The 21,057-nt window shown below is 43.9% G+C and carries 18 protein-coding genes; 8 read left to right on the top strand and 10 right to left on the bottom strand.

Annotation, left to right across the window (positions count from 1 at the left end):
• Positions 1 to 173 precede the first annotated feature (173 nt).
• From AC4II3_RS20560 to AC4II3_RS20535, 6 genes are all read left to right on the top strand, one after another.
• On the top strand, positions 174 to 719 hold the full coding sequence (locus AC4II3_RS20560; RefSeq protein ID WP_488011964.1) for a hypothetical protein: 546 nt from the start codon (positions 174 to 176) through the stop codon (positions 717 to 719).
• A 265-nt stretch (positions 720 to 984) separates the two neighbouring features.
• The gene (locus AC4II3_RS20555; protein ID WP_008177713.1) at positions 985 to 1,179 is read left to right on the top strand and encodes a hypothetical protein; all 195 of its coding nucleotides are present in this window, start codon (positions 985 to 987) and stop codon (positions 1,177 to 1,179) included.
• A 356-nt stretch (positions 1,180 to 1,535) separates the two neighbouring features.
• Positions 1,536 to 2,555: a DUF3179 domain-containing protein gene (locus tag AC4II3_RS20550; protein ID WP_488011966.1), complete on the top strand. Its 1,020-nt coding sequence runs from the start codon at positions 1,536 to 1,538 to the stop codon at positions 2,553 to 2,555.
• A gap of 191 nt (positions 2,556 to 2,746) precedes the next feature.
• A complete protein-coding gene (locus AC4II3_RS20545) occupies positions 2,747 to 3,511 on the top strand; it encodes a glycosyltransferase family 2 protein (RefSeq protein WP_488011968.1) in 765 nt (254 codons plus the stop codon).
• A gap of 13 nt (positions 3,512 to 3,524) precedes the next feature.
• Positions 3,525 to 5,096: an MptA/MptB family glycosyltransferase gene (locus tag AC4II3_RS20540; protein WP_488011970.1), complete on the top strand. Its 1,572-nt coding sequence runs from the start codon at positions 3,525 to 3,527 to the stop codon at positions 5,094 to 5,096.
• Positions 5,097 to 5,156: 60 nt separating this feature from the next.
• On the top strand, positions 5,157 to 6,008 hold the full coding sequence (locus AC4II3_RS20535) for a DUF547 domain-containing protein (RefSeq protein WP_488011972.1): 852 nt from the start codon (positions 5,157 to 5,159) through the stop codon (positions 6,006 to 6,008).
• Positions 6,009 to 6,181: 173 nt separating this feature from the next.
• Here AC4II3_RS20535 and argJ read toward each other — a convergent pair whose 3' ends face one another.
• The 9 genes from argJ to AC4II3_RS20490 all read right to left on the bottom strand — a co-directional run bounded on the left by argJ (position 6,182) and on the right by AC4II3_RS20490 (position 16,927).
• Complete coding sequence (gene argJ, locus AC4II3_RS20530) at positions 6,182 to 7,423, bottom strand: bifunctional ornithine acetyltransferase/N-acetylglutamate synthase (RefSeq protein WP_488011974.1); 1,242 nt, start codon at positions 7,421 to 7,423, stop codon at positions 6,182 to 6,184.
• Positions 7,424 to 7,738: 315 nt separating this feature from the next.
• Positions 7,739 to 9,226: an Asp-tRNA(Asn)/Glu-tRNA(Gln) amidotransferase subunit GatB gene (gene gatB, locus AC4II3_RS20525; protein WP_488011976.1), complete on the bottom strand. Its 1,488-nt coding sequence runs from the start codon at positions 9,224 to 9,226 to the stop codon at positions 7,739 to 7,741.
• Between the two features lie 370 nt (positions 9,227 to 9,596).
• The gene (locus AC4II3_RS20520; protein ID WP_488011984.1) at positions 9,597 to 10,943 is read right to left on the bottom strand and encodes an IS200/IS605 family accessory protein TnpB-related protein; all 1,347 of its coding nucleotides are present in this window, start codon (positions 10,941 to 10,943) and stop codon (positions 9,597 to 9,599) included.
• 190 nt (positions 10,944 to 11,133) lie between these two features.
• Positions 11,134 to 12,360: an LL-diaminopimelate aminotransferase gene (locus AC4II3_RS20515; protein ID WP_488011978.1), complete on the bottom strand. Its 1,227-nt coding sequence runs from the start codon at positions 12,358 to 12,360 to the stop codon at positions 11,134 to 11,136.
• Between the two features lie 89 nt (positions 12,361 to 12,449).
• Positions 12,450 to 12,779 (bottom strand): thioredoxin family protein, encoded by a 330-nt coding sequence (locus AC4II3_RS20510; RefSeq protein WP_488011979.1) that lies wholly within the window; start codon positions 12,777 to 12,779, stop codon positions 12,450 to 12,452.
• Positions 12,780 to 12,974: 195 nt separating this feature from the next.
• Positions 12,975 to 13,328 carry a DUF1257 domain-containing protein gene (locus tag AC4II3_RS20505; protein WP_070394816.1) on the bottom strand — a complete coding sequence of 118 codons (354 nt, stop codon included), beginning with the start codon at positions 13,326 to 13,328 and terminating at the stop codon, positions 12,975 to 12,977.
• Between the two features lie 155 nt (positions 13,329 to 13,483).
• Positions 13,484 to 15,010 carry a stress-responsive protein Ycf46 gene (gene ycf46, locus AC4II3_RS20500; protein WP_488011981.1) on the bottom strand — a complete coding sequence of 509 codons (1,527 nt, stop codon included), beginning with the start codon at positions 15,008 to 15,010 and terminating at the stop codon, positions 13,484 to 13,486.
• A 117-nt stretch (positions 15,011 to 15,127) separates the two neighbouring features.
• Positions 15,128 to 15,475 carry a slr0373 family blue light stress response protein gene (locus tag AC4II3_RS20495; RefSeq protein WP_075902649.1) on the bottom strand — a complete coding sequence of 116 codons (348 nt, stop codon included), beginning with the start codon at positions 15,473 to 15,475 and terminating at the stop codon, positions 15,128 to 15,130.
• 741 nt (positions 15,476 to 16,216) lie between these two features.
• The gene (locus AC4II3_RS20490) at positions 16,217 to 16,927 is read right to left on the bottom strand and encodes an LmeA family phospholipid-binding protein (RefSeq protein ID WP_488016369.1); all 711 of its coding nucleotides are present in this window, start codon (positions 16,925 to 16,927) and stop codon (positions 16,217 to 16,219) included.
• A gap of 171 nt (positions 16,928 to 17,098) precedes the next feature.
• Between AC4II3_RS20490 and AC4II3_RS20485 the strand changes: the two genes are divergently transcribed.
• Together AC4II3_RS20485 and AC4II3_RS20480 are read left to right on the top strand one after the other, a co-directional pair.
• Positions 17,099 to 17,854 carry a pseudouridine synthase gene (locus tag AC4II3_RS20485; RefSeq protein ID WP_488016371.1) on the top strand — a complete coding sequence of 252 codons (756 nt, stop codon included), beginning with the start codon at positions 17,099 to 17,101 and terminating at the stop codon, positions 17,852 to 17,854.
• A 31-nt stretch (positions 17,855 to 17,885) separates the two neighbouring features.
• On the top strand, positions 17,886 to 18,674 hold the full coding sequence (locus AC4II3_RS20480; protein WP_488016373.1) for a helix-turn-helix domain-containing protein: 789 nt from the start codon (positions 17,886 to 17,888) through the stop codon (positions 18,672 to 18,674).
• A 427-nt stretch (positions 18,675 to 19,101) separates the two neighbouring features.
• On the opposite strand, the gene malQ is transcribed toward AC4II3_RS20480, so the two are convergent.
• The gene (malQ, locus tag AC4II3_RS20475; RefSeq protein WP_488016375.1) at positions 19,102 to 20,610 is read right to left on the bottom strand and encodes a 4-alpha-glucanotransferase; all 1,509 of its coding nucleotides are present in this window, start codon (positions 20,608 to 20,610) and stop codon (positions 19,102 to 19,104) included.
• Positions 20,611 to 21,057: the final 447 nt, after the last annotated feature.

Raw genomic sequence — 21,057 nt, 5'->3', positions numbered from 1 at the left:
GAGCAGGGAGCAGGGAGCAGGGAGCAGGGAGCAGGGAGCAGGGAGCAGGGAGCAGCGCTGCCTCCCCAAGACCGTGCTGCATCGCTAGAAATCCAGAGCTATATCAATTTTTGATCAGAAAAAATAGGGTGCTATTACCAAACCAATACAATCCTAAAAAGACCGAAAAATTAATGAAACTACCGAACTTATTAAGCACCCTTGGTTTAGCATCCATTATCACCACTTTAGCCGTAGTAGATATCCCCAAACCACTGGAAACCTTTGCCTATACATCTCCTAATCAGTCAACCACTGAAGGGATAGGACAAAGCAATGATTTTTTGATTGCCTCTGGACGTAGTGCAAACTTTGAGGATGGAATATTTTCTGTACGCCTTCCGGAAACAGGCACTCTGGGACAAGAGCTTGATAATTTCATATCTGCTAATCCTACTTTCAATGTTGAGTCAAAAGAGCAGTGGGTTAGTAACATCAAAGTCTCTTCTATGACCAGAGGTTCTATTAGTAATGGAAGTGTGCCAATCACTGCTAGATGGTCTGCTCAATTATGTTGGAGCACTACTTTTGCCTTAAAGAAATGCGTTGGCGGCTGGATAAACAAAAGTGAGGACTTTGAAACGTCATGCTCTATCGGGGCACAACCACGCTATCTTCGTTGCAGAATGCCAGGTAAAGTTAGCGAATTGGTAAGAGAAGGTAGCATTTTAGTTAATTAAAGTGTATCGATTATTATCCTAATTTTACTATTTAAAAGCAGTCTAACCAAAGCTTAGGACATATTTCGTTTACCTGCTCAAAATTCCCTGCTCCCGACTCCCGAGCATTTGTTACAAAATTTTAAAAATATGCTATAATATAAAGATTTTTGTGCTATAGTATATATGTGGGCGCTGAGACGCCCAGAGTCAAGAGCTAGCCCGGGAAGCGTCCAATCTCTACGGGCTAGCTCTGGCTCCCCTATAACAAGGAGATACTTTCATGATGACCTATTCTGAACGCCTTCATCCGTGGGTGGTCATTCGGTTGTTACCACAAATGCAAAGAGTTGTTGTTGCTCGCTTTCGCAATCGATCGGATGCGGAGGGACATTTATGGGCTCTGAAACGATTGATGCCGGATGCGGAATTTATAATTGTTTTTGATGTTGGTAATAATCGGATCGATGAAGAATCGTAAGGGCTAAATCTCATATAGCAGTTTGCGACTTTATTAGACTGCTATATTACAAATCACCATTGAGTTTGATGATCGATTTGAAAATGCTATAGCCATCAATCCTTCATCAAATTCTCAGATATCACTCACCTTGGTTTCATGTTATGCCCTCACCCTAAGGTTAGGGATTCCAGCCACAGCCCCTGATGCTGGGGTTAGGCAGTTGCGTAGGGTGCCAGGTGCGTAGGGTGCGTTAGGGACGGAAAGCCTCTGATTTTACGCATCTGAGCACCTGGGATAGTCCGTCCCGTAACGCACCACCCACGGGCTCGCACTCATTAGGTGAGCAGTGATATCTAGGCAGGGAAAGCACGATTATGAATAAATTACTTAAAATAGCCCTCAGCACTACTTCCTTAGTCGGGCTATGTTTGATGGCACTAGTCGTACAAGCCGGGAGCTGGGATAATTTCAAACTCCGTTACTTCCATCTTACTGCCTATCTCCACAACCAAGACCAGGAAATCACTGACCTCCAAAAACAAAATCTTAATCCAGCAAAATCCACTCGCATTAATTTAACTGAACTCCTCAATGGTGGTCCCCCAAAAGACGGTATTCCTAGTATCGATAATCCTAAGTTTGATACGGCTCAAACCACACCATTTTCTAAAACAGAAACTGTGATTGGTGTGGTGGTAAATGGAGAAGCCAAAGCCTATCCTTTCGGGGTCATGAATTGGCATGAATTGGTGAATGACACAGTAGGTGGAGTTAATGTTAGTGTATCCTATTGTCCCCTTTGTGATACTATAGTCGCTTTTAATCGCAGCAATACAACCTACGGTGTTACAGGCAAACTTTATCAAAGTTGCCTAGTCATGTATGACCGTGCCGATGATACCCTTTACTCTCAACCTTGGGGGATGGGTATTATTGGTGCTAAAGTCAATCGTAATCTTAAAACAATTCCCGCTATCAAAACTACTCTTGGCGCTTGGTTAAGCAAGTATCCCAACAGTAAAATTCTATCCACTGACACAGGTCATAACCGGGATTACTTCAGTTATCCCTATGGTAGCTACTATACCGATAAGCGAATTATTTTCCCAGTCAGAAATCAACAACGACTTACCCTTCATCCCAAAGCTATTGTTAGCTATGTGTGGGAAGCGGATCAACAAACCCCTAAAAACCAATTTTCTGGGGCTAGCTATCAATTTGTCCATGATCAATTAAAAAAAGTGGGCGAAAAAGTTGTAGAATTCAATGGTCGTCCAATTAGAGCACGTTGGGATAGCCAACTTCAAACTGTATTAGTAGAAGAATTCGATCGCACTCCTATCCCCAGTTCTACTGCTTTTGCCTTTGTGTATGCAGCTTACTTTGGCAAATAATCTTACAGACCAGAAAATTAACCCAATTTAAAACTGCATCGCTACCAAAAATCCAGATGATATATATATTTAATTAACTATTGCCTATTGCCTCTTGCCTATTGCCTATTGCCTCTTGCCTATTGCCTATTGCCTATTGCCTTTCCTTTACCAATTCTGTTCACAACTAAAATAGAAATGCTGGATAACTCATGAGTAATAACCACAATATCTTAGTAATTATCCCTGTTCTCAATGAAGAAACCACTATCACTGGGGTGATTAAGTCTCTTCAATCCTATAATTTGAACAATATTCGGGTAGTCGATAATGGCAGCACCGACAACAGTATTATTAAAGCAAAAGAAGCCGGTGCCGAGGTAATCTGTGAGCCTATTCCTGGTTACGGTCGAGCCTGTTGGCGGGGATTGCAGCAACTAGACCGAGATATTAATTGGATATTATTTTGTGATGGCGATGGGAGTGATGACTTAAGTTATTTACCCCAGTTTCTAGCTGAACCGCATAAGTATGACCTAATTTTAGGTAACCGCCGCGCCACAGTAGGTGGACGTAACGCGATGACCCCAGTGCAAAATTTTGGCAACTGGCTGGCTACCTTCCTGATCGGTTGTGGTTGGGGACACTGGTATCAGGATTTAGGACCATTGCGCCTAATTCGCCGTTCAGCTTTGGATGAAATCCAAATGCAAGATAGAGGATTTGGCTGGACAGTAGAAATGCAAGCCCGTGCCATCGAATGTGGTTTGCGAATCTGTGAAATTCCTGTTGGTTACCGTCGCCGACAAGGGGGACGCTCGAAAATATCTGGTACCCTTTCTGGTAGTGTCCAAGCAGGAACAATAATTTTGATGACTTTAGGTCGTCTATATCTACGTCGCCTTAAGCTTACCCAGGCAGATGGAACAATCGGTAAAAGTGTTGAAGAGGGAATAGGGAATTTCCATCAATCCTAGTTTCACATCTCAAATGAAAACGCTATATATATGGCTTAGTTCTCTACTCCTGTTGTTAGGTTGTATCTTGATTGTGCCTCATGGAGATTTCCGAGAGGTGGGAGCTGTGCCTCGATTTTGGTTAGGTATCGGTGTAATCAGCTTAGGTTTTCTGTTGTCTTGGGGATTAAGCGTCTATACTAGATATCCTGCGGAAGTTGACAACAGGAAACTTGGGATTTCCCAACAAGCAAAAAGAATTAACAACAGAATTAACAATAACAGTATCAAGACAAGATTTTGGGAAGGGGTCTACAAAGGATTCACCAAATCTCTTAGTATCAAGTACTTCCGAAAACTTAAAACTGAGCACTTAGGACTAAATTTTTGGAGTACTACTATCCTAAGCAGGCTGCTACTGCTACCAATGTATCCTGGAGATGATGTATGGCGCTATCTATGGGAAGGGTATATTCAAACGTTAGGGTTTAGTCCATACCATTTACCACCTAATGCTGCTGAACTGATTCGCTACCATACCGAATGGTGGTCACTAATCAATCATCCTACTGTTTCTGCTATCTATCCACCAGTAGCGCAATTAGGTTTCCGGCTCTTAGCGCTGATTGACCTTAAGGTTTGGTTGTTCAAAATTGCATTTATCTTAGCTGACTTATTAATCTGTTGGTTACTCAGTCGTCGATTTGGTTATCAACAGGCAATCTTCTATGCCTGGAATCCTTTGATAATTTACTCCTTTGCTGGTGGTGCTCATTACGACAGTTGGTTTATTTTACCCCTAGTGGCAGCTTGGTTAGTATTTGACCGAAAAAAAGAGAGTTTAAGGCAGACAGAAATAAAAGAAATAGAGGAAAGATTGGACAATGGGACAGTAGCAGAATACTCCTCATTTACTGACCCCTTGATGTCTTCATCGAATCACTCCCTGACCTGGTGGCACTGGATTGCTTCGGCTTTACTGGTAGGAATTAGTATGGCAGTGAAGTGGATGTCTTTGCCAATTTTAGGCTTTCTGACCTGGCAAGCTTTCCGAAAAGTAGGGGTAAAACTAGCAATAGTAGTGCTATTGTGCGGTTTCTTACCTTTTGGCATCACTGCTCTCCAATTTTGCTCTAGTGGAGAATGTCCTTTGATTCCTACTGGATCAGTGTTTGTGTCCCATGGTCGCAGTGCGGAATTGATTCCTTATATTGTTAGTGAATATTGGGAACCTTCTCGCTGGGTTAATTGGATTTATGCTTTTCCCCTGGGGTTAACGGTAAGTTGGCTAATTTTGCGATCGCGCAATTTTCAACAATTCACAGAATGGTACTTTTTTTTCCTGCTAATCCTATCTCCGATTATCCATGCTTGGTACTTCACTTGGATAATTCCTTTTGCTGTTCCTTCTAGAAATCTGGGAGTACGTTTAGTCAGTATCTCTACTTTTATTTACTTTGTACTTCAGCATCGCATGGCTTTAGATAACTACAGCTGGTATCTAACTCCTCAGGAGCGATGGTGGCTATGGTTACCCTTTGTTTTGGGTTGGTTTTGGACCCATTACCACAATCCTAATGTTGCTCTCAACCAAAACTCAGATTGATTAGCTTTAATCAAAATTGCCTAGGTCAAGCATATTATCGGCTAAATCATCTGAACTACTATGAATACATCCAAGAGATTACTAACCCTACTTCCAACCCTGATTATCCTGACAAGTTGTACACTTTCCGTACCGATAAATCAAGCACCAGCACAAGAGTCTGAAGTACAAGTAAATAGAGGCACTGACACGACTCTATTGAATTATGACGACTATGCTACTGTCTTAAAAACCCATGTCAACAATAAAGCGCTAGTTAATTACCAAGAATTGCAGAAAAATCCAGAGCAACTGGAGACGTTTAATACCTCCTTAGGTGCTGTTGATCCTAGCACCTATCAGTCTTGGGATGAAGCAGAAAAAATTGCTTTCCTGATAAATGCTTACAACTCCTTTACTCTAGAATCCATTATTGATCAAAGCCCGGTAAAAAAGAGTATTCGGGACATTAAAGGAGTCTGGAAAGGACGCGAATTCAACATCGCTGGAGAATCTAAAACCTTAGATAATATCGAACACAAGACACTGCGAACGCAATTCAACGAGCCCCGAATTCATATGGCTTTAGTTTGCGCCGCTATCAGTTGTCCTCCCTTAAGAAACGAACCTTATACTGGGGAAAAACTCGATCAGCAACTGGATGACCAGACACATAAATTTCTAGTTAGTCCCCATGGGTTTCGTATTGATCGTCAAAAAGATACCGTATATCTTTCTTCCATCTTTAAGTGGTTTGGGGAAGATTGGAAAAAAACCTATGGTATCGATGACAAATTTACTGGTAACGCCAATCAACGAGCGGTGTTAAACTTTATCAGTGACTACCTTAGTCCAGAGGATCAGGAGTATCTTGAACAGGGGAATTACAAGATAAAATATCTGAACTATGATTGGTCTTTAAATAAACAATAACCAATTAACCATAACTAGGTTGATTAATTGATTATTATAGGGATCCGTGTAGGAATTATGAGAATTTTTGTTCCCTGTTCCCAGATCCGCTGTTCCCAGATCCGCTGTTCCCTTTGCTATAAGGATTTGTTATGGTTTGTTATTGTTTAAGACATCTTTGGCGACAAAACTAATCAAGTGGTATATTCGGCATTAATCCGGACATAGTCATAACTCAAATCACAACCCCAAGCCTGACCAACACCATGACCATTGCCCACATTAACCTGAATTAAAACTGTATCTTCTTTAAGATAAGCACCAGCAGCAGCCTGCTTGAGATAATCACTAGCCTGTTGACGGTCAAACCCTAAGGGTTGACCATTTTCCATCAGCAAGACATCCCCTAACTGAATCCGCAGATTTTCTTGCTCAAAGGGTACTCCTGCACGGCCAGCGGCTGCGGCAATTCTGCCCCAGTTTGGGTCTCGTCCAAAGATGGCAGACTTAACCAAGGATGACCCAACAATGGTCTTAGCAATTTGACGAGCTCCTTTATCATCCGGTGCGCCAGTCACTTGGACTTCAATCAAACAGGTTGCTCCTTCTCCATCCCGTGCGATCGCTTTTGCCAAATGCTGACATACTGCTGTGAGCATCCCCTCCAACTTCTGAGCTGCTGGTCCGATTTCTGTAATCGCTGATGTTCGGGACTGACCATTAGCCAAGGCAATTAGAGTGTCATTGGTGCTGGTATCCCCATCTACGGTAATTTGATTAAAACTTTTATCCGCTGCCCGCTGTAACATCTGTTGCCACAGGGAAGTAGAAACTGCAGCATCACAGGTTACAAATGCTAGCAGAGTCGCCATGTTGGGATGAATCATACCAGAGCCCTTAGCAATACCACCCATCCTGACCGGACGGTCATCAATCATGGTTTCCAGAGCAATGGATTTAGTGACTAAATCCGTGGTAATAATCGCTTGAGCTGCTGCATCGGAACCAGTTTCGGATGCTTGTGCTACCAATGGGGGAATTCCTGACAATAGAGCATCCATCTTGATTCGTTGACCAATCACCCCTGTCGATGCCAACAAAATCGACTTATGGGAAACATTGAGTGCTTCACCCAAAGCTTTAGCACTAGCTAGAGCATCCTGCCAACCCTGCTCACCCGTTGCTGCATTGGCTTGTCCGGCATTACACAAAATAGCACGAGCACTAGCTTTAGACTGTAAGCGTTGACGGCAATAATCTACACAAGCAGCCCGGACATGACTGGTCGTGAACACCCCAGCTGCGATCGCATCCACCTCTGATAATATCAACCCTAAGTCTGGCTGACCCGACGGTTTTAAACCTGCGGTAATCCCTGCTGCCTGATAGCCCCTGGGAGCTGTTATCCCACCACTAATCTCTTGCCAGTCCGACATGATTCCTCCATTTCAACCATAATTCATGCCCGATCCGGGATTATATCAAGTCTTCTGGACTTACGCACCAAGGGTATTGATCTGTAGCTTGATGTGTAGCCCTAATTTCGATAATTGCTATAAAATCTCAAAACTTTACAAAAAAACAAAAAAAGGGGTTACACCCCTCATACAAAATAGTGTATATTTTGATATGTAGATGCACCCTGATGATCGGGAGGGTCACGTCAGTGACTCTCCTTTTCTTAGTTATTTGTTATTTGTGGTTGGTAATTAGTGATTTAGTGATCAGCAACACCTGGCAAGCCCGTTACCTCAATCACCCTTGAGCTTCTTGCCCAAAATTTGGTTAGTCAGCTTAGGATCAGCTCGTCCGCTAGTTTTTTTCATCACCTGTCCCACAAAGAAACCTTGCAGCTTGGTCTTACCATTGCGATACTGTTCGAGTTCCTTAGGATTAGCCGCCAGTACCTCATCAATAATGGTTGAGAGTTCATTTGGGTCAGAGATCTTAATTAACCCCTTACGTTCCACTAGTTCCCTAGCAGAACCACCTTTAGAGAGTAATTCTGGCAAAATCTCCTTGGCAATCTTACCACTAATGGTGTCATTATCAATCAGGTTGATCAGTTCTGCCAGAGTCTCGGGTTTGAGAGCAATCTCTGTAATAGCCAGTTTCTCAGTCTTAAGATAAGCAGCAATATCTCCCATTACCCAGTTTGCGGCTTGTTTGGGATTAGCATTAGCAGCAACAGTTGTTTCAAAATACTCTGCCACTTGACGATCATCCGTCAACACCCGGGCATCATAGGCAGAAAGTCCCAGTTCACTTTCATAACGATGCCGCTTCTGGGCCGGAAGTTCCGCTAGCTCACTGCGCCATTGCTCTAATTGTTCCGTTGATACTTCAATCGGTGGTAAGTCAGGTTCAGGAAAATAGCGGTAATCGCTGGATCCTTCCTTAGTCCGCATACTAATGGTGCGTTGACTACCCTCTTCCCAAAGGCGAGTTTCTTGAATAATCGATTTTCCAGCTTCCACAGCTGCGATTTGCCGGTCAATTTCGTACTCAATCGCCTTCTGGATAGCATTGAAGGAGTTCATATTTTTGATTTCAACTTTGGTGCCAAACTCCTTCTGACCAACAGGACGTACAGATATATTGACATCACAACGCAGGGACCCTTCTTGCATGTTGCCATCACTGACACCGATGTAGCGTACAATCCGACGCAGCTCTTGAGCATATTCTGCTGCCTCTTGACCAGAGCGCAGATCAGGTTCTGATACTATTTCAATCAGAGGTACCCCAGCACGGTTGAAATCCACTAGGGAGTAGGTAGAACCAGCCAGTCGGTCACTACCAGCATGAACCAGTTTCCCGGCATCTTCCTCCATGTGTAGGCGAGTGATGCCAATCGTTTTACGGATAGGATTACCGTCATCATCGGACACTTCAATTTCCAGTGAGCCATGCTCAGCAATGGGCAAGTCGTATTGGGAAATCTGGTAGTTTTTGGGTAGGTCAGGATAAAAATACTGTTTCCGGTCAAATTTGCTGTAGGGAGCAATCTGGCAATTGAGTGCTAAACCCGCTTTGACAGCATACTCTAGTACCTTTTGATTCAGAACCGGTAACACTCCTGGCATCCCCATACAAATTGGGTCAATATTGGTATTAGGGGTAGCACCAAATTTTGTCGAAGAGTTAGAAAAAATCTTGGTTTCGGTACTAAGCTGACAATGGGTTTCTAAACCAATGATTGCTTCGTATTGAGTTTTAGCTGGTGCAGCAGTAGTCATTGGATGTTATGATTAAGGGTTAAGATTATTGATGGAACTTAAGGCATTTTTTGTCCACTATTCCCAATAATGTACACCATTTGATTAGCTACAGTGTCAATCCTTCCAATTACTTACAGGATTCGAGTTGACAATTTTTATGTAACTTTTTATCTTTCCAGCTTGGGAATTGTTAGACATTTTTACATACCATTATTATAACAAATGTTTCTGAGGCTATAATGTCTGAAGTGTAATATTAAAGGGCTTTTTTTAACCTAAATACTTACGTTTAATGCCTAGGCTATAGGTACCTATTAATGAGATATGAAGCTCCACCACCTGGCAAGCCGTTCGCGTAGCGTCGGGCTTCGCCCGAGGTGGTGGTGTCCTATGCTAACTTAGGATTACCGCTAACCCACAAGTCACACAGGCAGACCCAGCTTCTAGGTGGTCGTCCAGATCTTTTGCTGGAACGACCCTCGTTGTCATTTCTGCGAACGAGCTTAGACACACCTCTAGCACCGATATTGTAAGCGCCATTTAGATCTGCATTAAAGCGTTTACCTGAGGCGAAGGTTGCTAAAGAGTATTTTTTTGAATTCCTCTTGACCACGCCGGAACCATCATAAGCCAACTTTGAAGTGTAAGCTGCCACAACTTCTATAACTTTTCCGCCTAATTCAGCCCATTTCATTTCGGTGAAATTGCGGATTTTTGCTTTAAGCCATCCGTGGAACCTTTGCCGTAGGTTAGAGCGTTTTCGTCCACCTTTTGGCTTCCATCCCTTAAGGTTCTCAAAAACAATAGCTTCAGAATTTAACTGTTCGGCAATCTCAACAATTCTCTTGGAAACGACGTGACTGATTTGATGGTTAATTCTTCGGCATTTTTCATAGGTCTTCGAGCAGAATCCTTTGTGAAGTTTTCCGCCAAAACCCATAGTTTTAGATGCCCGCATGGATACGGATTTCAGTCGCTTGTCCCGACGGTCTATGTCTCTTCCAGGGTGAATAAATTCACGGTGGATTACAGTGCCGCTATGAGTGACAACCGCTATTGTTGCAGTAGTATTTATTCCTAGATCTACTGCTGTGACGTTAGCTTGTGGTTTTCTTTTTTCTGGCTTACAGGCAAATGGAACAGATAGATAGCAAGCCCTTTCATTAAAGATCAACGAAGGGGACATCATCTTATTAGTTGCCACTAGATGACGCTCTCTTAGGCCAGTAATTTGAACACCAGTCCAAACCCAGTCTGAGCCATTAAAAACCTTGATTTCTACTTGGTCATAGCCATGCAGTTTGTAGCATTGTCCTTTGTAAAGAGCGGGATAACAGCCAGTATCAGCATTTAGTCTTGGTGGCTTAGTGTCTCGCCGTTTCCGTGTACCCGACTGCCATTCGCTGTAACGGGTCACATAACTACTCACAAGACCAGCAGCGAAGGCTATTGCAGCACGACGGTAGTAACTTGGAAATTTATAAAAAGCCTTGTTGAACTGTGGGTATTTGATATTTGGTCGCGATTGCGTTTGATGCATCAACCTCTCAACGGCAGGAGTTAACTGATTAGCTGTTAACTCACCTAGTTCAGACCAGTGAGTGTAAATAATTCCAACCAAATACCGACAAGCACGGCGATACACCTTAACCGTTTCCCCAAATAGTAATTTTTGATCAGGGGTTGGGTTAAGCTGCCATTTGTCAGTTCTTATAATCTTGGTTGGCGTTTTCAGGCTTTCTAACAAAACTTCCTTATAATTAATATTATAACTTATAAAAGACTAGACGACAAGTCGGCAAAGCCGAACGCGCCCCCCGTGGCCTACGGCCTCCGCTTCTTAAACCGAACAATCAGTGTTCCAGATTTTTAGCAATCAGTATTGGCGTGGACTAACCCCCACCTGGACTAGGTGGGGGAATGCGTCACACGTACTTGTTCAAAAATCCTGAAATTCTCTCCACTGCTCTTTCCAAAACGTCTGGTTCGTGTACTAAGGCAAAACGCACATAGCCTTCACCAGCCTTGCCAAAACCAGCTCCTGGAGCAGCAGCAACCCCAGTGGCTTCTACCAAGCTAGTACAAAATTTTACTGAGTTGCCTGCCCAAGGGTCTGGCAATTTTGCCCAGACATACATAGTGGCTGGTGGCACTGGCACTGACCAACCAATGCGGTTTAAAGCATGAACAAAGGTATCCCGCCGCTGTTGATAGGTGGTGACTACAGGTTTAACAATGTCTTGAGAACCATTCAACGCTGCGATCGCACCATTGAGAATCCCCCTGTATTGGTTAAAGTCAATGGCCGCTTTCACCTGCCGCAACGCTCGAATCAATTGAGGATTACCGATAGCATAGCCAATCCGGAAGCCTCCCATATTGTAAGACTTGGAAAAGCTAAAAAACTCAATCGAGACAGTCTTCTCTGGGTCTGCTTGCAAAACCGAGGGAGCAACAGAGGTGGGATTGAGGGTTTTTGGGATTTTCCCGATCTGCTCCCCATTGCCTCTGGTATCTTCAAAAACGATATCAACGTAGGGAAAATCGTGAACTAATACCAGGTTATGGCACTTACAAAACGCCACTGCTTCCTCAAAAAAAGACAAGGGTGCGATCGCAGTAGTGGGATTATGGGGATAACTCAACACCATCATCCGTGCTTGAGCTAGCACTGCCTCGGGGATATCCTCAAATACAGGCAAAAAATTGTTTTCTGCCAATAGGGGCATCGGATAAATCTGACCACTGGCTAGGTGGACACCACCGGAATGGGAAGGATAGCCTGGGTCTTGTAGCAGAGCAAAATCCCCCGGATTAAGCACAGCTAAAGGTAAATGAGCTGTGCCTTCCTGAGAACCAATCAGTTGTAGCACCTCAGTTTCTGGGTCAACCGGAATACAAAATTTTTCAGTATACCAGCTAGCTGCTGCCTGACGAAAAGCTTTAGTACCATGAAACAGCAAGTAACCGTGAGTGCTGGGCTCATACAACGAGGCTTCAATCGCAGCACACACATGCTTGGGAGCTGGTAAATCGGAAGACCCTAAGGATAGGTCAATGATTTCTTTCCCAGCAGCTGCCAACGCTTTTGCCTGATCCATATCGGCAAATACATTTGCTTGCAGGGGTTGTAAACGTTGGGCAAACTGCATTTTAATCTTAGTATTTTTCTTTTGTCTATTCTTTTCGAGCCTTTCCCATCGGCGCTGGCATTGCTCCCATTGCCCCTTACTGCCCTAATCTAAAGGTTCTCATCCAGCATAGTCTGCAATTGAGTTTTGGTAATTGCTCCCTCGTGGGATTTGGTCACCTCACCATTTTTAAACAGTCTTAGAGCAGGGACACCCTCTACCTTGCACTTGGCAACGGCATCTTTATTTTTCTCTGGGTCTACTTCCATCTTAATGACTTTTAAGCGATCGCTATAATTTTCCGCAACCCAGTTTATTGATGAGGATACTAAGCGGCATGGTCCACACCAAGTTGCCCAGAAGTATACCAGTACTGGCTTCTCGGCTTTTAAAACTTCAATTTCAAACTCTTGATCTTCGATTGTAATCACATTACTCACAACGGTATCCCCTCAAAATACTAGATTAGACTGCATTCACACATTCTATATATTAATTGCTTGAACTTCCCCCCAGCTCAAGGATGGGGGATTATAAAATCGAAATTTATACAATTGCATAAAAATTTGCACAAAAAAACGGGTTAACCCGCTATACAATTGGTCAACCCGTGAGCTTGGGAACGCCTAAATGGACTACTTTTGCAGCACCAACTTAACGTTGGCATTGTTTAGCCCACGCTGCTTGACTTCTGCCAAGGTCTTGTTAACGGCATACTTCTGGTTGATGGAGTTGATCAACTCGGTTTGGTTGTGCTTCTTAGCTACACCCCAGAGGTCAGCAATCAGGTCAAAGGTGCCATCGCTGTTGCGAGACCAACCGAGATCATATTCGCCTTCGAGAACGGCAACCAAGTCAGCGCGAACCCGTTGACCATTGTAGCCACGAACATCAGCTTCTGTCTTAACAGTGATTCCCAGGTCACACAGGGAAGTTTTCAGGATTTCGGCATCGGAGATTTTAGTGCGCAGAGTGCTAAAGTGAGACATGTGGATTTCCTCCAGAAAAGGTATCAGAGAAACGACAACGTAGCGTTTTACTTTTATGGCTAGCCGCCCTTAACAATTACAAGCGGCTACTTATCAAACTGCTAGCAATGATGTTTTGCTAGCCTTTACTCCTGTTGGGAGCAGGAGAAAGCCTGTTAGAACTCCATACGCTGATATTCAGCTACGGAGGATGCAGCAGGTCGCGCGCGTTGCCTAGCCCAGTCCCTCAGGGCTGCAACCTGCTCTGTCATCGTGCGCGATAGAGGCTGAGTTGATTTAATCGCGGCAATAATATCCAGTTGAGTAAACTCCCGGTCTTGAGCAAATGCCTCGTACATCGCTGCCACCATAGCTTGCTCAATCTCAGCCCCTGAAAAACCGTCAGAAACCTTAGCTAACTGTTCTATGTCAAAGCGGTCAATATCTCCACGCCGCTTTTTCAGGTGAATTTCAAAGATTTGCTGGCGTTCTTGGGTGTTGGGTAAATCAACAAAAAATATCTCATCAAAACGACCTTTGCGCAGGAATTCTCCTGGTAGGCGCTCCACTCGGTTTGCTGTCGCCATCACAAAGACTGGTGAGGTTTTTTCTTGCATCCAGGTCAGGAAAGAACCAAAGATTCGACTTGAAGTACCCCCATCAGAGTCAGAAGAACCGCTGCTACCAGCAAACGACTTATCAAGCTCATCTATGAAGAGAATAGCTGGAGAGATTGATTCTGCCGTCTTCAAAGCATTGCGCAGGTTGGCTTCCGAGCGCCCTACCATCGATCCATCGTATACTCGCCCCATATCCAGGCGCAATAGTGGTAGGCCCCATAAACGAGACGTAGTTTTGGCAATCAGAGATTTACCACAGCCAGGAACCCCTAGAATCAACATTCCCTTCGGTTGAGGCAAACCATATTCTCTCGCCCTCTCTGTAAAGGCATTAGAGCGCTGCTTCAGCCAACGCTTCAGTTCCTCTAACCCTCCTATAGAATCGAGGGTTTCATCTTCTTCTATATACTCTAGGATCCCGTTGCGGCGGATGATCTGCTTCTTTTCGGATAGAACAATATCGACTTCAGCTTCAGTAAGACGATTAGCTTTAACGTAGGCTTTGCGATAAACCTTCTCTGCTTCATCGCGGGTCAAGCCTAATGCTGCTTTGAGAAGCTTTTCCCTAGTTTCTGTAGTCGTTCGGCGAGTTTTACTCTGATCCAGTTGGTGGGATAGGACTTGGTTAAGTTCCTTAAGGTTTGGCAGGGGAAAGTCAAGGACAACCACTTCCTTTTCCAACTCAATCGGAATCTGCTGCACCGGGGACATTACGATGATAGACTTTTTAAGAGACTTCTTAGCTTCCTCCCTAAAGCTTGCCATCGCATCCCGCAACCATCGGGTAGTTGCTGGTGCATCTATAAAGGGATGTAAATCTTTAAAGATGTATATACCAGGTTCTTTTTGTTGAATTACCCACTGAACTGCTGCCTCAGGAGAGACCGTATTGTGCTGAGTGGTGTGACGTGATTGACCATACTCAACAATCCCGTGAGTGACGGTCCAAACGAAGACTCGTTGCTGTTGAGACTTCCTTTGAGCAATCATTGCTATTGCCCTCTCTGCCCGCTCCTCCTCGGGAGTCACGAGGTAGATTAGAGGATATTGAGCTTGAATGAGAACGTTTATCTCTTCTTGCATAACTCTACCTAATATTAGAGACGGCTTACAACTGCCCAAACATCTTCAACTGAACCACTGAGCTAACTAAGTCTGCTCTGGGAGTAGATTAATTTGTCTACTTTTACTTTGGCTACCTTAACAAGGAACCAATTCCTCTTCTCCGTGAGAATCGGTACTGGAGCATACTTTTGCTGTTACCTTTTCTACTGGGAGTTCTTCCGATATCACACCAGGTTGGTTTTTCAGAGCAACTAATTTTCCCTCTGAGAGAACCAAGTCACTAGAACACTCAGGACAGGGGTATACTTTATGGGTTTGTCCATATTGGTCTACCTCTTCAACCACATCTTGGTGTTCTATGTAGAATATAATCGCCCTCTCTACCATAGCTGACATTGATTCAGAATCAACAGCCGCTTTAATTTTGAGCCGACGGTGCAATCCTGGTGGAAGATAAAGAGTAACTTTTTGCTTGTCTTGCATATATTTTTTATATCGTTGTACCCGGGTATGTATTTAACCTTATCGGCTTCCTCTCTAGCTGTCAAGACATTTAGCTGGTATGACAGCTAAATTGTTACATTACTTAATATTATGACGGAAGGATGGATAAGGAATAGCATCAGGCGCGCCTGTAGTTAGCAACGGATGCAGCACGAAAAGGGAGCGATTGTGAAGCAAAAGACTTTCTCGACAGGGCTTACAGCCATGCAGCACGGGAACAGGGGAGGCAGCGCCGACCTGGGGGGGTTTCCCCCATAAGGGTAGATTTTTTACTTTGACCTCAGGTGTGGGGTATGGGGTGTGGGGTGTGGGGTGTGGGGGATAAGAACATGTACTTAATTGTCAGCCATGCAAAGCGCGAGTGGGGGAAACCCCCTGTTCCGAAGCTGCATCGCTTGTCGTTGTCAGCCATGCAAAGCGCGAGTGGTTTGAATTTACCGTAAGACAGTTGAGCCTTGTCAGCCATGCAAAGCGCGAGTGGGGGAAACCCCCTGTTCCGAAGCTGCATCGCTAATCAATAAGTTTTACCCCTTTTCTGCATAGCCTACCAACCATAAAGGCTCAACGTAATCAGGTTTTGTCTCCGGGGGAAACCCCCTCATGAAGGTGCTGCATCGCTTGTCTGTACCCCCACACCCGGTCACCCTACCCCCTACACCCCACACCTCACGTCATTGATAACAGCTCAAAGCATCAGAAATAACGATTAAGGACTAACGACTAAGGCATTACCTTCAATCCTCCACGACATATTAGCTGTCCAGTTGTGAGGGTCAGTTCTTGAAGCTCCACCTCTGGTCCTAAATTTATTAGAAACCCATCTAAGCTAATAGGGGGGGCATCAGGGTCTATCTGAACTTGCAACGGGTTCAGTTCCAGTTGGTTGGGGGTCGCCAGTTGGATACCAGCACGAATTACGATCAGCTTGGTACCAACATCAGGATTAGTTGAAATGCCTCTTAAGGTCAGCTGTCCTATATTGATATTAATCTTTTGCCAGCATATTTGTAGCTGTTTTGGGTCGTTACCGGGTTGAATGATATCATCTGATTTAAGGAATGTATTTAATAACTCCGTCAAAGCGTTAGATAACAAGGGTGCTTCAAGAGATGATTGCAGGTCTGGTTCTAGGAGTAATAGCTGACCCACTACGGGAACTGGTTCTAAAAGACGTAGGGGTTTACCCTTAATTATCTGACCCAGGTTGAGTCTAATATTACTGCCTTCGAGCTGAATTTGGCTTAGATGCAGTCCTTGATAAACTGCTTGCTTGGCAGCAAGGGCAACCTGAGGAATGTAACCAGTTAGGATTTGGCGATCGCATCCCACAATGCTTAGTTGCAATGTAGCAACTTCCTCTACTTGCGATCGCAGCCACAACCGTAGCGCTGGGGAAATAACTTTGCTGATAATCTGGCTTGGCTTTTGCAATGAAGTTTTCGGAGTTTTAACCAAAAGAACACCTTCTTGTACTATTTGTACATAGTATTTTGAAGTCGTTGTCTCATGGCAATCAACTCGTGGGCACACTATAAGCATAAGACAAACTAGATTCAGCATCACCATAGTCCAGAAGACAAAGCTAAAGCCAAATGTTGGGTCATGGAGGAAAGAGTACAAAAAATTCTTTCACAGTGGGGTATTGCGTCACGGCGTCGAGCCGAGAAGATGATAGCCGCAGGACAAGTGCGCCTAAATGGTATGACTGTACATTTGGGGCAGAAAGCTGATCCAGAAACAGATGTAATCGAAGTGGATGGCAAACCGATAAACCCCTATCATCGACCTCAATCTATCTACCTTTTACTGAACAAGCCTGCTGGAGTAGTTTCCACTTGTCGAGATTCCCAGAATCGTCCGACAGTAATTGACTTATTACCGGATAAACTAACCAAGGGTCAGGGGATTCATCCTGTAGGAAGGCTGGATGCGGATTCTACAGGTGCATTACTACTGACCAATGATGGTGAGCTAACATTTCGCCTGACCCATCCTAGTCATCATATACCTAAGACGTATCAGGTTTGGGTACGGGGTAATCCCCCAGAATCGGTACTGCAAACTTGGCGTGAAGGTGTTAATCTGCTGGGTAAAAAAACGTTACCCGCTCAAGTCCGTGTACTTAAGCGTAAGGGTCAATCCACACTTTTGGAGGTAGTCTTAACGGAAGGTAGAAACCGACAGATCCGTCGTGTTGCTCAACTGCTAAGCTATCCAGTGATTCATCTACATCGTACTGCTATTGGCTCGATTAAATTAAATCTACCAGGAGAGCAAATTCTTCCTTGTGGTGACTACCGTGCCTTGAATGATGTAGAGGTGAGTTTTCTTACCAGTAAATCCACCATTGTTCAGTAAAAATGCCAGCAGATGTCGAGGAGTACCGTGTATGAATGAAAACAAAGTCCCGTTGCAGCAACAACAAGAGAAGAAGCTGGTAGAAATGGGGTCATATCTGTGTCAGTTACGTACTGAACAGTGTAAAACCATTGAGGAAATTGCCGCTTGCACCCGAATTAATGCACGATTTTTGAGGGCAATAGAGCAAGGCAAGCTAGACCAATTACCAGAACCTGTGTATGTTCAAGGGTTTATCAAGCACTTTGGGGATGCACTAGGCTTAAATGGAGACGAGTTTGCCAAGGCTTTTCCCACTGGGGTAACTGTAAAAAGGTCAAAACTTTCCTTGGGTAACAGTAGGGTTCCTCAACTGCGACCGTTTCATCTTTATTTGTTCTACATTTGCTTGGTTATTGGTTCAGTGAGTGGCTTATCTGTCCTAATCAACCCTTCTAAGCCACAAATAACTGATAAGGAACCAAACTCGTCTCCAGCTCAATCGTTACCGACACCCGGTAATTTAGATCAAACTAACTCGCAAGCGCAGTTAGCCTTAACCAAGATACCGTCCAGTCCAAATAAGCCAGTTCAGGTCGATATCACTCTCAAAGGTAGATCTTGGCTTCTGATCGTGGCAGATGGCAAGAAAAAATATGAAGGCATCCTAGAAGAAGGAGCGCACCAGACTTGGGTTGCTAACGAAAAACTATTTGTTAAAGCTGGCGATGCTGGGAATGTAATCGTTGAGTTCAATAACCAACAGGCAAAGCAGATGGGGGCTCCTGGTGCAGTACAAGCATTAACTTTTGCTGCTAAACCTAGACCCTCTCTTCAGTAGTCAAGCTTATGGGAAAAGCATTAGATTCATCAATCTTAAACATTAAAAAAGCAAATAGTTGGGGGCAACAACCTATAAATTTTACTCAAACAATCACAACTTATAGCATTTAAAAGTCAAAATAGAAGATGCATGAAAACCAATGCTGATTTATCATAAAACGTTCACAAGTGTAGGCTCTCTTTCCTAATGTCACCTGTTATCTTGGTTAATCAATTAAATTTGGTATCTTAAAATTTAATTGCTATAACAACAACTTAACTTATATAAAGTCCAGTTAATCCCTTGTATAGAATAGAATTGTGTAGGATTGTGAGTTGACGATTGTTAACTAATAATTAACATTTTTGTCAAAATATAAACAACCAATAATGAACTTAATAGGATTAATTGTTAAAACTATTCCAATACAATATAACTAGGTTTACTAGTCATAACTGGGAGCACGACCGTAAGTGTGAGTGAGGATTTTGAGGCGATTAGCCAATTCTTCACTCAACGCATTCGGTCGATAGCGCCATTGCCAGTTACCTTCTACGGTACTGGGAAAATTCATTCGAGCATCTGTGTCCAGACCTAAAATATCTTGCACAGGAATAATCGCTTGGTTGGCAATACTACTGAGCGCTAATCGAATTAAATCCCAATGGATGCCTTCTTGGCTGACTGCTCCGCAGTAATTAATTATAATCTGCTTATCTTCACCAGAGAGTTTTTTAAACCAACCCACTGTTGTGTCATTATCATGGGTGCCGGTGTAAACCACACAGTTTTGGATATAGTTAAAGGGTAAGTAAGGATTACTTGATCCCCCACTAAAGGCAAACTGTAAAATTTTCATACCAGGAAACTCGAAGCGTGAGCGTAATGCTTCTACTTCTGGAGTGATAATCCCTAAATCTTCGGCAATAATTGGCAAATTCCCCAACTTGTCTTGAAGTACTTCAAAAAATTCTTTTCCTGGTGCCTTAACCCATTCTCCAGTGATGGCAGTTGTTTCTCCTTGCTTGACTTGCCAGTAGGCCTCAAATCCCCGGAAATGGTCAATGCGCACAATGTCTACATACTCCAAGATAGTTTGGAAGCGTTGTATCCACCATCGGAAGTTATCTGCCTTTAACTGTTCCCAGTTGTAAACTGGATTACCCCACAACTGACCTGTGGCACTGAAATAGTCGGGAGGGACCCCAGCCATGAGTGTGGGTTCTCCAGTGTGGTGATCAATGGCAAAGATTTCCCGATGAGCCCAGACATCAGCACTATCATGAGCCACATAAATTGGGATATCACCAATAATCTGGATCTGGTGATGATTGGCGTACTGTTTGAGAGCTGACCACTGGCAGAAAAACTCAAACTGTAGGTATTTGTAGAAATAAATTTCATCCTGCAATTTCTGCCGCCAATACTCAACTGCTTTGGGTTGAGCCATAGCAATGTCTGTTTCCCAAGTATGCCAGCTACTCTGGTCAAAGGCATCATGAACAGCCATAAATAAAGCATAGTCTTCCAACCAGCTGGCTTTTGCTTGACAAAATTCTGTAAATTTCTGGTGCTCTTGGGGTGAGGCGTTGGCACGGAAGCGATCGCAAGCTTGGTACAACAGGGGCATCTTTGTTTGAATTACCTGATCATAATCCACTGAGTCGAGGGGAAACTCTGGTAAATTGGCAAAGTCTTCATCCAACAGCCGTCCCTGCTTTTGCAATTGTTCTGGGCTAATGAGCAGGGGATTGCCTGCCATGGCTGAGTAAGAGCCATAGGGAGAGTTACCATACCCAATCGGACCAAGGGGCAAGATTTGCCAGTATTGCTGGGCGCTTTCTGCCAAAAAGTCAATGAATTGATAAGCCTGTAAACCTAAGTCACCAATACCAAAGGGACTGGGTAGGGATGTCGGATGGAGCAAAAGACCACTAGATCTCGGAAAAGGCATAAAAAAGCGATCAACAATAGTAAGTAAGCCTTACCAAAAAAATTATAGTTTAAAGCCCCGTCCTTTTAGGAAGGCTTTAAGCTATAATTTAACGTAGCGGTAAAGCGCATATATAAAAAGCGTAGTCGGTCTAGCGGACAGCTTCTGATCCGGAACCCTGGTAGCAAAAATCCTAAATCTTGTACAAACTTGGAAGCTGTAATAAGAGAATTTAAAAATCTCTGCCGGTGCGCTTTGTGTAGGCGAATTAAATTTCCCACGGGCCGCACCGGTTGAAACGCCGCCGGGCAGACTGTGTATGCAATAGTCGGGCAAGTTCATTTTTGCCAAAAGGTTGACATTACTTACGCGCTAGAGTATTAGTAAAATATGGGTACAGGCTGAAAATCCGAGGCGCAACCGGGAGAGAGACCCGCCACTGCAAGGGCGTTAAAGTAGAAATGCCCG

This window comes from Moorena sp., from assembly GCF_982860115.1.
The sequence above is the reverse complement of the archived record's forward strand: the minus strand, read 5'-3'. Positions and strand labels throughout refer to the sequence as shown.